The following is an 11,996-nucleotide window of genomic DNA, read 5'->3' as shown; positions in this document are numbered from 1 at the left end:
CAAACTGCGCGCGATCACCTCGGAATGCCGCGCGCGATCAAATCGGAACAGTGCGCGCGATGACCTCGGAATCCGCAGTCTTCAGGCCATTGCGCCGCCTGACGGCAGGCCTCGCGCAGGGCCCACTCGCCGAGTTGCACGATCAGGCCGGATTCCTCGGCAATCGGGATGAACGTTGCCGGGCTTATCATTCCGTGTTGCTCGTGCGGCCAGCGCATGAGAGCCTCGAAGCCCTTGATGCGGTTCTCCGACATGGAAAACAGGGGCTGGAAGTAAAGCTCGAAATCACCATCCCGGATCGCGCGGCGCATATCGATTTCCAGATGACGACGACGACTTGCCTCGGCGTCGAGTTCGGGTTCGAAGAAGTTGTAGCCGCCCTTGCCATTGTTCTTGGCACGATCGAGCGCGAGATCGGAGCTTTTGAGGAGGGCGTCCGAGCAGTCCGCGTCCTGCGGGCCGATCGCGATGCCGATACTGGCGGAAACAACGATGCTGCGTCCGTCGATGGTCAATTCGCGGTTGAGCGCGGCTTCAAGTCTGCGGGCCAGGGCAGTGCAGTCGGTTGCCGGCTCGAGTCCATCGAGCAGGAGGCCGAAATCGTCACCGCCGAACCGCGCCACCATGGCGTTCGGGTAGCAGTCCTGAAGCGTTTGCGCCACGGTGCGCAGCAACTCGTCTCCAAACGGGTGACCCAATGCGTCGTTTATGGCCTTGAAGTCGTCAACATCGATGAAGGCTACGAACGTGCGCTGGCTTTCGCTTTGTCGGGCTACGGCTCGTTCCAGCTTTTCGATGAAGAAACGGCGATTGGGCAGGCCGGTCAGTGCATCGTGGAGCGATGCGTGCATGATCTGCTGTTCGCGCTCTTCTACCGCATCGACCATCGCGTTGAAGCTGGAGGCGAGAGAGCGCACCTCGATTGCGCCTTCGACCTTGACCTTTGCTACGGCACCGCCGGCATAGGCGCGCGCTGCTTCCGCGAGCAATTGCAGTGGCCGGGCAATCCCGCGCGAGAGGCGGATCGCGGCCCATGCACCAGCCAACAGTCCGAACAACCCGATCAGCATGAGCACCAGGCGAAGACTGAAGTAACGCGCTAACACCGAGTTGAGCGAATGCGCCATCACCAGGCGAGGCTCGTTGCCGTCTTCCAGGCTCGCAATAGCTGAAACACGAACCAGTGTTGGGCCGTCGTGGCCCTCCATCTCGGCGATCTCGCCAAGCTCGAGCGAAGCAAGGTGGCTGTCGAGTTGCGCCCGCTCGATCACGCGCGCCTCCAAGGGTGCGGCCGACAGGCTTGCAAGCTGTGTCATGTCAGCCGGACCGAGCGTGTTCAGCAGGATCAGCCAGCCGGCAAGATCGGGCATCTCGATCGGCACTGCAGCGCCAAGCGCCTGCGCCTGGCCGAGCCGGATGACGCCGCGATCGGCACCGTTCTCCAGCCGTGACAGCATGGCCGTGCCCCTGATCGTCGTCGCCGTGCTCGAAGAGATCACGCTGCCATCGAGCTGGACGATCGCCACTTCGCTCACCTTGGCGCGGTCGCGCAGGCTTTGCAGGGCCGAGACGAGCGTTGGCGCATCGCCGGTGGCCAAGGCTTCACGGAAACCAAAATCGCGGGCTACCACTTCGCCCGCGTCCGCCATCTGCCTTTGCCTACTGGCAATGATCTGGTCGAACACGCGGGAGTTGGCGGCAAGCTCGCGCTCTGCTGTTTCATAGGCGAAGGTGTTGATGCCCGAACCGGCCGCAAGCAGCGTTGCGGCTACGATCACTGTCAGCAACACGACGTACAATAATGCAATCCGGCTGCCGAGTGAGCGAACGCGCACGTCTATCGCATTGCGCAGGCGGTCAAGCGCCTGCACTACCGACCGTTTCATTTGCCGCTGCCTGGCCGCAGCGCCACCATGATCCGACTGCGGTTGCTGGGTTCCAGCACCAATTTGCCGCGCCATTCGCCACCTGCGCCGCGGATGCGGGGATGCCAGACGACGACGTCATAGGTCCCGCGACCCAAGCCCTCGATGTCAGCCAGCCCGTTCAGATCGCTGCGTGCTGCAAAGGGCGTGTCTGTCACGCGGATATAGCCTTGCATCCTGTCGTGGATGTTGCAGCCCAGCGCGATCGTGCCGGCCACCTTGAATTGCTGGGTCCGCGTCTGATCCTGCCCATAGAGGTCTATCTTGAAGGGGCCGGGCTTGGAAAAGCTGTAGATCGAATGGCGTACGTTATCGAGGTTCGGGAAGGCCACTACCGCGCCCAGGGGCACGATCAGCGTACCAGGCACGAACGCCTGGTTCTTTTGCGCCATCGCATTGCGCCATGCGAAAGTCGGACGACGGGTGTTGCCAGCCGGTGGCCGGATTTCGATCACGGCATCGCGTAATGGGACGCCCGCCTGGTCCACCACCAGCATAGGTAGCGTGCTCGCCGGCGTGGCCGAGATCAGCAGGGGTAGCGTCAGCGCCACGCAGATCGGGGCCGAACGGAGCGATCCGCATCGCGAGACTCGCAAGGAGAGCAGATTTCTCATGCAGCCAGGCTAAGCGGCAATACCTTCGAAATTCAGAATCCTGCCTAGAGGGCACTTTAGGATTTCCCAACAGGTCTTGATTAACCCTCTCGCCTACTCTCTCTCGACAAGGGTGCCAAAAGCGTGATCAAGATTGCCAAGTTGGGCGCGGCCCTGGCAGGCCTTATGCTTGCTTCGCCCGCGCAGGCTGACCCGCTGCTGGATGGCGGAAAGCTGGTGCTGACCAATGGCATATCCTCGATCGAGGGAGCCAGCGGCGGTGGTCTTGCCAGCTGGGCCACGATTGCCGGCATGGAAACGGACCGCGGCCTTGGGCTTTCGGCCCATGTCACCGGCATCGAGCTGGCCGACTATGGCTGGCAGAGCCACGGAATTGCCGTGGGCATCAAGGACCGGGTCGAGCTGTCCTATGCCCGCCAGAACTTCGATACGCGAAAGGTTGGCGAAGCACTTGGTCTCGGCAAGGGTTTCCGCTTCAATCAGGACGTGTTCGGCGCGAAGGTGCGGCTGATTGGCGATGTGGTCTATGGTTCGCCCTTGCTTCCGCAGATCAGCCTGGGGCTGCAGCACAAGCGCAGTCTTGATGGCGCATCATCAGGGCGGTGGGGGCAGCGTCGTCGTCCGGCACCGATTTCACGGCCAGCGCCACCAAGCTGTTCCTGTCGAAAAGCATTCTGGTCAACGCCACCGCGAGGTTGACCAATGCCAACCAGTTCGGCCTGCTCGGGTTCGGTGGCCCCAATCAGCCTGCCCGCACGCTGCAGTTCGAAGGCTCGCTCGCCTGGATGCTTACACCGCGCCTTGTCGTCGGTGGGGAATACCGGACGCGGCCCAGCAATCTTGCCATCGCGCGCGAGGACGACGCCCACGACCTGTTCGTGGCCTGGGCCGTCACCCGCAACGCCACGTTGACCGCAGCCTATGCCGATGTCGGCTCGGTGGCCACTTTCGATGGCCAGCGCGGCGGGCTCGTCTCGCTCCAGCTCGCATTCTGAGGAGGCCGTTGATGCCGTTTGCGCTCGCATTTGCCCTGCTCGCCGCCCAGCTTGTCACCCCCGATCCGCAGGAGGTCCCTGCTGCGCAGGGCGATTTCTCCGGCGTCGATTGGGAAAAGGAATTCGGGATCGAAAAGAAGGTGGCCGATCCCGTAACCGGCGAATTCCCGGTCGAGCCCTACCAGCAAAGCCCCACAAATGCAGGGGCCGACCCATTCACCGGTGAGAGCATGGCCCGGGCCTTCGGCGGTCAGGACGGCATCCACAGGATCGTGGACAGGCTGGTCGTCCTCAGCGAGAGCGACCCGCGCATTTCTGCAATCTTCAAGAGCCGCGATCTGGTTCGCTTGCGCCGCACCCTGTTCGAACAGTTCTGCTTCATACTGAACGCCGGCTGCATCTATAGCGGGCGCGAGATGCAGGCGGCGCACAAGGATCTCGGCATCACCCGCGCTGATCTCAATGCCCTGGTGGAAAACCTCCAGCAGGCCATGCGCGAGGGGCAAGTGCCCTTCGCCGCGCAAAACCGCTTCCTGGCAAAGCTGGCCCCGATGGACCGGCAGGTTGTCGAACGGTGAAGGCGCGACGCGCCCTGAGGCGCAGGCGCGATTTCTGGCGACGGCCTCAGCCTTGCAGCGAAGCCAACCCGCCGGTGGACCCGAAACCGCCCTCGCCGCGCGTGGTATGGTCGAGCGTATCCGCCTCAACCCAGATCCCGCGCGTGACGGGTGCGACGACGAGTTGTGCGACGCGGTCGCCTCGGCGGATCGAGAAGCTGTCGCTGCCGTGGTTGATGAGGATCACCTTCAACTCGCCACGGTAGTCTGAGTCTATCGTGCCGGGGGTGTTGGGCACGGTGACGCCATGCTTGAGCGCGAGGCCGGAGCGGGGACGGACCTGGATTTCGTAGCCCGCCGGAATTGCGACCGAGAGGCCGGTGGCGACGGCGTGACGCGCGCCGGGGGCAAGATCGATGTCCTCTGCCGAGACCACATCCATGCCTGCCGCGCCATCTGTGGCATAGGCCGGCAGCGGCAGATCCAAACCGTGGGGCAGGCGCTTTACGAGCACGGGGATTTCAGGCGAGTGCATCGGCAATTCTTTCGATCAGGAGCGCCGCGGCGGCGTCCTTGGGGAGTTCGGGCAGGCTTTCGACGCCGCTCGCGCTGACGATGTGCAAGGCGTTGATCTCGCCGCCCATCTGGTGAGTGGCGACATCGTTGGCGACGATCCAGTCCGCACCCTTGCGGGCAAGCTTGGCCTTGGCGTGGTCGAGCACGTCGTTGGTTTCGGCGGCGAAGCCGACAACCAGCGGCGGGCGACGTTCGGACTTGCAAAGCGTGGCGAGGATGTCGGGGTTCTCGACCAGCTGCAGCGGCGGAACCTGGCCCGAACCATCCTTCTTGATCTTTTGCGCGGCCTCGCCGGCGCTGCGCCAGTCGGCCACGGCGGCGACCATGATGGCGACGTCTGCAGGCAGGGCGGCGTCGACGGCAGCGGCCATCTGGCGCGCGGTTTCGACGTCGATGCGGGTGACGCCAGGCGGGGTCGGCAGGTTGACCGGGCCGGAGACGAGCGTGACTTTCGCGCCCGCCTTCGCGGCGGCGGCGGCTATGGCATAGCCCTGCTTGCCGCTCGAACGGTTGGCGATGTAGCGCACCGGGTCGATCGGTTCGTGGGTCGGGCCTGCGGTGATGAGCACGTGCCTGCCGGTGAGCGGTTTGCTTGTGCTGCCAAGCTGGCGCGCGATTTCGGCGCAGATCGCCGGTGGTTCGGGCAAGCGGCCGGGGCCGAACTCGCCGCAGGCCATCGCGCCTTCGTCTGGCTCCATCACGGCGACGCCATCGGCGCGCAGGGTGGCGACGTTGCGCCGTGTGGCCGGGTGCTGCCACATGCGCACGTTCATGGCGGGCACGGCCAGCACCGGCTTGTCCGTCGCAAGCAGGAGGGTGGTGGCAAGATCATTGGCGATGCCGCCCGCCATGCGTGCCATCAGGTTTGCCGTTGCGGGGCAGACGACGACGAGATCAGCCTGACGCGAAAGCTGGATATGGCCCATCTCGACCTCGTTCTTGAGATCCCACAGCGTGGTATGGACGGGGTTCTCGCTCAAGGCAGCCAGAGTCATGGCGGTAACGAAGTGCGCGCCGCCCTCGGTCAGGACACAAGTGACGTCCGCGCCTTCCCTGCGCAGCAGCCGGACGAGTTCGCACGACTTGTAGGCCGCGATGCCGCCACCGACGATGAGGAGGATGCGTGTTCCCTTCATGGACGGGGCTTGTGCAATGGCGGGGGCTCGCGCGCAATCCTTTTGCTTGGGGGGAAGTCTTGGGGCACACTCATCCAGACGATAACGGGGGACCTGGTGATGAGACTGATACTGACGGCGCTGGTGTTCCTGGCAGGATTGTTCGACCTGTTCCTGGCCATAGGCTTTCTGACCGGGCCCGAGCAGGCGGCGACGGGCTTTGGCATCGCGGCGACCGGGGTTGGCGGGGTTTCGACGATCCGCGCGGACTTCACCTCGTTCTTCGGCGTCGCGGCGTTCTGCATGATGTGGGGTGCGTGGCGCAGGAATGCGGACCTGATGCTGGTCCCGGCGCTGCTGTTCGGCACGTCGTTCGTGGGGCGCGCGATCAATCTGGCGGTGACGGGGGCTTATCCCGGTTGGCCGGTGCCGATGGCGGTCGAGGCGGCGCACGTCGTGCTGATGCTGGCGGCATGGCGCATGCTGCCGCATCACAAGCTGGGCGAGATTGCGGGGTGACGCCACAAGCCTATCCTCTGGGGCCTTGGTTCGCGCACCTCGCTGGGCCGGAGAGGTGCGTGGCCGTAGAGGTGGACGCGGCGTTCTGGGAAAGCGGTGTGCAAGCTCTGCCGCCGGGCCGGCTGGTCAGCATGTTCGAAAGCGCCGCGGACTGGCAGGTGTGGGAGTGCCATCCCGATGGCGAGGAGATGGTCATCCAGATCGAGGGCGAACTGGTGCTGATTCTCGAGCAGGGCGGCGCGGAAGTTCGCGTGCCGCTTCGCCCAGGGGAATTTGTCGTGGTGCCGAAGGGCGTCTGGCATACCGCTGACGCGCCGGTGCCGGGCAGGGCGATCTATATTACTCCGGGTGATGGAACGCAGAGCCGCGACCGGAAATGATCCCCTTAGGCCGTGGGCAACGTCCCGGGCCTGAGATAGCCGAACATGTGCGCGACGTAGTCCGCCTTGCCCAGACCGACGCCCTTGTGACGCAGGATGGCGTAGGCAATCATGATGTGGAAGTAGAACTGTCCCAGCGCCCAGTCGCGGCCGTACTGGTCCGCGGTCAGGTCGAACACCATGCCATTGGGAAGTTCGTGCGCGATCATCGCGGCGCCGTCGGATCCTTCGCTTTCGGGACGTGCCGAGACAAGCGCAATGGTCTCGGCAATCCTTTTGCGTGCCTCGCTGAGCGAACCCGCCTTATCCCCGGCCTCGCGGCCTTCCTCCAGCAGGATCGCGTGCAGCGGCGGCAGGGCAACTCCCTGCAACCGGTGGACGCCCTCCAGCGCCTGCGCGCAGGCAAAGCGGACCTGAGTAGACAGCGGGAACATGTCGGGCGCAAGCCGCGCTGAAGCCAGCGCAGCCACTTGCGCCTCGGGCAATTCACCTTCGGCCTTGTCCAGCCAATTCGACAAGGCGCCGAGCATCTGCAGATATGTCGGGGCAAGGAGTGAGATCGGTGTCATGGCATTTCCCTTTCAGCGGGATTGCGCCGCGCCTTCCACCTAGCCCAGAGCGCGAAGACGGCGCGTTGGGCGGGGCGTTCGAACTTCGCGTGGCTGATGAATCCCGCGGCGATGGCGAGGGTGACGAAGAGGATCAGGAACCAGGGCTGGCGGGCGATGTCGCGCGTCAGGCCGGTGGAATCGATCATCAGGACCAGCGCCAGCTGGATCGGGATGTGCCAGAGGTAGATGCCGTATGAGGCATCGCCGAGCTTCTGGCCGAACTGCAGGCGTCCCTTCTCGTCGTTGAGATCGATCGCGAGGGTGAGGAACAGGACTGCGAAGGTGCCGGCGATGGTGGCGGCGTCACCGCTGCGGTAGTTGGCCTTGAGCAGGAAGGCACTGGCCAGCAGTGCCATGCCCAATGGCAGGAGCGTGGCCGGGCGGAGCCAGCCCTTGAGCGTCGCGCCATAGGCTGCGCAACCGAGGAAAAAGTAGCCGACGCAGGCCAGCACGTCCTTGTTCGGCAGGCCCTTGAGCATGCCGTAAAGCAGCAGCGCGCCCAGCGGCAATGACAGCGCAAGTGGCGCGCGGCGCAGCGCCGGGATGGCGAGGAAGAAGACGAGGTAGGCGAGGATCTCGGTCGACAGGGACCACGAGGGGCCGTTGAACGACTGGTTATCCTGCCAGCCCCAATACTGCATCAGCGGGATCGACAGCAGGAAGTGCTTGAGGTCGTTGGTGTGATAGATGAACTCGGTGCCGGTGCGGGCGACATAGATGCCTTGCAGGATCGCCATCAGGCCAAGCGTCAGCAGGTGCAGCGGCCAGAGGCGCGCAATGCGGGCGAGCCAGAACCGCGCCCTGTAATTGGCATCGGCGAGATAGACATGCGCAAAGACGAAGCCCGAGACCGCCCAGAAATACTGCACGGCGGTGTGGCCATGGTTGTACAACCACGAGAGCGTTTCGTACCACGGCTGGATCGCGCGATTGACGTGCACATGATAGGGCACCGGTGGCACGAACACGTGCTGGTAATGCCAGAACAACACCATGATCGCCGCGAGCAGGCGCGACAGATCGAGCGCGTGGAAGTGGCGCTTGGGCAGGCGCAGGTGCGATAGGTTATGGCTCAAGGGAGCGGTCTTCTCAGCCCCACCAGCCAAGGGCGTGGGTGCCGATGACCAGCGCGCCGCCCGCCAGGAAGGTGAGGATCTGGCCGAGCACACCGGGCCCGCGCTTGCGGCGCTTGCGCTGCCACATCAGTTCGACCTTTGGCAGCGGCGGCGCCTCGGGTGCGCCGCCCTTGGGCGGGAAGCGGTCTTCGATGCGGCGGATGAGGTCGGGGATGCGCAGCAGAGTCTGCGTATCCTCGCGCACGCGGTCGGCTATCGCGGCTTCGGGGCCGAGCTCGTCGCGCACCCAGGCGCGCACGAACGGCGCCGAGGTTTCCCACATGTTGATCTCGGGATCGAGCTGGGTGGCGATGCCTTCGACCATGACCATGGTCTTCTGCAGCAGCAGCAGGTGCGGCTGCGTTTGCATGTCGAAATCGCGGGTGATGGCAAAGAGGCCATCGAGCATCTGGCCGACCGAGAGTTCGGACACCGGCTTGCCGCGCATCGGTTCACCCACGGCGCGCAGGGCCGTGGCGAATTCGTCGACCGAGTGATAGCTCGGCACGTATTGCGCCTCGAAGTGGATTTCGGCGACGCGGCGATAGTTGCCGGTCGTCAGGCCATAGAGGATTTCGGCGAGCCACTGGCGGGCGCGGCGGTCGATCCGGCCCATGATGCCGAAGTCGATGGCGACGATGGTGCCATCGGGTTCGACGAAGAGGTTGCCCTGATGCATGTCGGCGTGGAAATAGCCGCCGTTGATCGCCTGGGTGAGGAAGGCGAGGACGAGGCGCTGGGCGAGGGCCTTGCGATCGTGGCCTGCCGCATCGAGCGCGGCGGTGTCGCTGATCTTGACGCCGTCGATCCAGTCGAGCGTCATGACCCTGCCGTTGGTGCGATCCCAGTCGATGTCGGGCACGCGATACCCGGCGTGCGCGCGCATCGTGTCGGCCAGTTCCGAAGCGGAGGCGGCTTCGCGACGCAGATCAAGCTCGCGCACCGTCCAGCGCTTGAAATTGGCGATGACCATGCGCGGGCGCAGGCGCGATGCTTCGCCGCCCAAGCCTTCGAGATGGGCGGCGGCCCATTCGTAGGTGTCGATATCGCGCGCGAACTTCTCACGCACGCCGGGGCGCAGGATCTTGACCGCGACATTGCGGCCTTCGGTCGTCACCGCGCGGTGGACCTGGGCCACCGAGGCCGCGCCCACCGGCACCGGATCGAACGAGGAAAACAGGCTCTCGAGCGGCTTTTCGAACGAGCGTTCGATCTCAGCGCGGATCAGCGCGAAATCGACCGGGGGGAGCTGGTCCTGCAGGGCGAGCAGGTTGTGCGCCGCTTCCTCGCCCACGAGATCGGGGCGGGTGGCGAGCGTTTGGCCGAGCTTGATCGCAGCCGGGCCGATCGCGCGGAAGGCACCGGCGTAGTCGGGCGTCCTGGGCTGGATCGTGCCGAAACGCGCAACCTTGCACAGGGTGCGGACGGGCGAGGGCGTGTTCGGATCACTTTCGATCCCGCGCAGCGCGCCGTGCCGGGCAAGCGTGCGGCCCCAGCCGAGCAGGCGGCGGATATGCGTGGCGGGAAGGGTCAAGCGATCAGACCTTCCAGCCCGAATGGATCGCGACGAGGCCACCGAGGATGGGTTCCACCCTGGTCCGCTTGAATCCGGCGGCGCGGATCATCTTCTCGAATTCCGGCATCGGCGGGAAGCGGCGGATCGATTCGATCAGGTAGCGATACGAATCCTCGTCGCCCGCGATCATCTGGCCGAGCTTGGGCACCAGCTTGTGCGAATAGGCGTCGTAGATTTCCGAGAAGCCGGGCCATTCTGTCGTCGAGAATTCGAGGCAGAAGAAGCGGCCCCCGAACTTCAGCACGCGGTGGGCTTCGGCAAGGGCGCGGTCGATGTGCGTCACGTTGCGGATGCCGAAGGCGATGGTGTAGGCGTCGAACACGCGGGTCGGGAAGGTGAGTTCCTCGGCGTTCTGGCGCGACCATTCCAGGCCTTCCAGCCCGCGCTTGGCGGCGCGTTCGATGCCGACATCGAGCATGTCCTGGTTGATGTCGGACACGGTGATCTGCGCGCCGTGCTTGGCCATGCGGAAGGCAATGTCGCCGGTGCCGCCGGCCATGTCGAGAATCGCCTCGCCCGGCTGGGGGCGCACGCGGCGCACGAACTTGTCCTTCCACAGCCGGTGCATGCCGACCGACATGGCATCGTTCATCACGTCATACTTGCGCGCGACGTTCGAGAAGATCGCGCCGACGCGGCCTTCCTTCTCTTCTGCCGGGATGTCTTCGTAGCCGAACGAAGCTGTCTCTTGGGCTGTTTCAGATGCGGTCATGCCTTGGCCCTTTAGTGGGGAATTGCCCGGACGGCAAAGACTGTTAGGGGTGGAGGGGATATGCCAGAGCTACCCGAAGTAGAGACGACCGTTCGCGGCCTTGCAACCGTGCTGGAGGGACAGGTCATCCGCAGCGTGCGGGTTAACCGGGCCGACCTGCGGCGACCGTTTCCGGTCGATCTGGCGCAGGCGCTGACCGGTGCGCGGGTGACCGGGCTTTCGCGGCGCGCGAAGTATGGCCTGATCCACACCGATCGCGAACGGACGATGGTGTTCCATCTCGGCATGTCGGGGCGCTGGCGAATCGATCCCGACGACATCGGCAAGCACGATCATCTGGTGCTGGAGACGGGCGAGGGGCGGGTGCTTTCGCTCAACGATGCGCGGCGCTTCGGCTCGGTCGATCTGGTTGACAGCGACAGGCTGGAAAGCTGGCCGCCATTTGCCGCTCTGGGGCCGGAGCCGCTGGGACCGGACCTGACGCCGAAGCTGCTGGCGGCAGCGTTCAAGGGCCGGATCGCGGCGGTGAAGCTGCTGCTGCTCGACCAGCGCATCGTGGCGGGCCTGGGCAATATTTACGTGTGCGAGGCGCTTTATCGCGCGCGGGTGCATCCGGCGCGCGAAGGGGGGCGGGTCAAGCCGGGCGAGCTGAAGCTGCTGGTGCCGGCGATCAAGGCGGTGCTCGAGGAATCGATCCTCGCGGGCGGATCGACCTTGCGCGACTATGCCCGGCCCGATGGCGAACTGGGTTATTTCGCCAAGGACTTTGCCGTCTATGGCCGCGAGGGCGAGCCTTGCGCCTGCGGCGGCACGGTGGAGCGGATCGTGCAGGGCGGGCGGTCGAGCTTCTTCTGCGCGAAGTGCCAGCGGTAGGATTTTGGGGGCATCGGGCGTAGCGTTTCTGTTTCGCGCAGAGGCGCAGAGGCGCAGAGGCGCGGAGGGAGCAGAGGGCGCGGAGAAGGGTACGGGCTTCGCCCGGGGTGACTCACGCGAAGCCGCAAAGGCGCGAAGATGTTGCGCCGCGCGGTAAAGGCGACTCGCCCTGCCTACTCCGTTCGAATGCAATCACGGCCCGCGGCGCGGGAAAGCCTCTTCGCGCCTTTGCGCCTTTGCGTGAGATAAATCTTCTTCCTTGCGCCCTCTGCTTCCTCTGCGCCTCTGCGCGAAACCCTCTCTTCGGATATGGAGACTCATCCGCTGGCGAGTGCGGACGGTAACGCCGGTGGGAAATCACAGATCGCGCGACCGGTGCGGTGCCGTTGTGGCACGCAAGGGATGGGGCGCGGGACCGGTTGCGAGTG

Annotated in this window: 12 protein-coding genes and 1 pseudogene; 5 read left to right on the top strand and 8 right to left on the bottom strand. The window is 64.9% G+C overall.

The window, feature by feature from the left end:
- Nucleotides 1–14 precede the first annotated feature (14 nt).
- Together AC1Q5P_RS21225 and AC1Q5P_RS21220 are read right to left on the bottom strand one after the other, a co-directional pair.
- Nucleotides 15–1,886 (bottom strand): putative bifunctional diguanylate cyclase/phosphodiesterase, encoded by a 1,872-nt coding sequence (locus AC1Q5P_RS21225; protein ID WP_492519961.1) that lies wholly within the window; start codon nt 1,884–1,886, stop codon nt 15–17.
- Nucleotides 1,883–2,539, bottom strand: coding sequence for a cupredoxin domain-containing protein (locus AC1Q5P_RS21220; RefSeq protein WP_427466388.1), 657 nt, complete (start codon nt 2,537–2,539; stop codon nt 1,883–1,885). The genes AC1Q5P_RS21225 and AC1Q5P_RS21220 overlap by 4 nt, the downstream gene beginning before the upstream one ends.
- A 165-nt stretch (nt 2,540–2,704) precedes the next feature.
- Between AC1Q5P_RS21220 and AC1Q5P_RS21215 the strand changes: the two are divergent.
- Both AC1Q5P_RS21215 and AC1Q5P_RS21210 read left to right on the top strand, forming a co-directional pair.
- Nucleotides 2,705–3,534, top strand: a pseudogene (locus AC1Q5P_RS21215) (DUF3034 family protein).
- A gap of 11 nt (nt 3,535–3,545) precedes the next feature.
- The gene (locus AC1Q5P_RS21210; RefSeq protein ID WP_492519960.1) at nt 3,546–4,112 is read left to right on the top strand and encodes a group I truncated hemoglobin; all 567 of its coding nucleotides are present in this window, start codon (nt 3,546–3,548) and stop codon (nt 4,110–4,112) included.
- 46 nt (nt 4,113–4,158) lie between these two features.
- Here AC1Q5P_RS21210 and dut read toward each other — a convergent pair whose 3' ends face one another.
- Nucleotides 4,159–4,626 (bottom strand): dUTP diphosphatase, encoded by a 468-nt coding sequence (gene dut / locus AC1Q5P_RS21205; RefSeq protein WP_492519959.1) that lies wholly within the window; start codon nt 4,624–4,626, stop codon nt 4,159–4,161.
- Entirely contained in the window at nt 4,613–5,803 is a 1,191-nt protein-coding gene (gene coaBC, locus AC1Q5P_RS21200) for a bifunctional phosphopantothenoylcysteine decarboxylase/phosphopantothenate--cysteine ligase CoaBC (protein WP_492519958.1), read from the bottom strand. The genes dut and coaBC overlap by 14 nt, the downstream gene beginning before the upstream one ends.
- Before the next feature lie 99 nt (nt 5,804–5,902).
- Between coaBC and AC1Q5P_RS21195 the strand changes: the two genes are divergently transcribed.
- Both AC1Q5P_RS21195 and AC1Q5P_RS21190 read left to right on the top strand, forming a co-directional pair.
- On the top strand, nt 5,903–6,301 hold the full coding sequence (locus tag AC1Q5P_RS21195) for a hypothetical protein (RefSeq protein ID WP_492519957.1): 399 nt from the start codon (nt 5,903–5,905) through the stop codon (nt 6,299–6,301).
- 59 nt (nt 6,302–6,360) lie between these two features.
- Nucleotides 6,361–6,681, top strand: coding sequence for a cupin domain-containing protein (locus AC1Q5P_RS21190; RefSeq protein ID WP_052242789.1), 321 nt, complete (start codon nt 6,361–6,363; stop codon nt 6,679–6,681).
- A 5-nt stretch (nt 6,682–6,686) separates the two neighbouring features.
- Here AC1Q5P_RS21190 and AC1Q5P_RS21185 read toward each other — a convergent pair whose 3' ends face one another.
- Genes AC1Q5P_RS21185 through AC1Q5P_RS21170 form a run of 4 tightly spaced genes read right to left on the bottom strand, consistent with a single transcriptional unit; the run spans nt 6,687 to nt 10,695 of the window.
- Entirely contained in the window at nt 6,687–7,250 is a 564-nt protein-coding gene (locus AC1Q5P_RS21185) for a DUF1993 domain-containing protein (RefSeq protein WP_492519956.1), read from the bottom strand.
- Nucleotides 7,247–8,368 carry an acyltransferase family protein gene (locus AC1Q5P_RS21180; protein ID WP_492519955.1) on the bottom strand — a complete coding sequence of 374 codons (1,122 nt, stop codon included), beginning with the start codon at nt 8,366–8,368 and terminating at the stop codon, nt 7,247–7,249. Before AC1Q5P_RS21180 ends, AC1Q5P_RS21185 begins: the two co-directional genes overlap by 4 nt.
- A gap of 13 nt (nt 8,369–8,381) precedes the next feature.
- Complete coding sequence (gene ubiB, locus AC1Q5P_RS21175) at nt 8,382–9,941, bottom strand: 2-polyprenylphenol 6-hydroxylase (protein ID WP_492519954.1); 1,560 nt, start codon at nt 9,939–9,941, stop codon at nt 8,382–8,384.
- Between the two features lie 4 nt (nt 9,942–9,945).
- Nucleotides 9,946–10,695, bottom strand: coding sequence for a class I SAM-dependent methyltransferase (locus tag AC1Q5P_RS21170; protein ID WP_492519953.1), 750 nt, complete (start codon nt 10,693–10,695; stop codon nt 9,946–9,948).
- Between the two features lie 60 nt (nt 10,696–10,755).
- Here AC1Q5P_RS21170 and mutM point away from each other — a divergent pair, with 60 nt between their 5' ends.
- Nucleotides 10,756–11,568, top strand: coding sequence for a bifunctional DNA-formamidopyrimidine glycosylase/DNA-(apurinic or apyrimidinic site) lyase (gene mutM / locus AC1Q5P_RS21165; protein ID WP_492519952.1), 813 nt, complete (start codon nt 10,756–10,758; stop codon nt 11,566–11,568).
- The last annotated feature ends 428 nt before the right edge of the window (nt 11,569–11,996 follow it).

The organism is Novosphingobium sp. GW835-FHT14H07, assembly GCF_058793515.1.
This window is presented reverse-complemented; position numbering and strand designations above follow the sequence as displayed.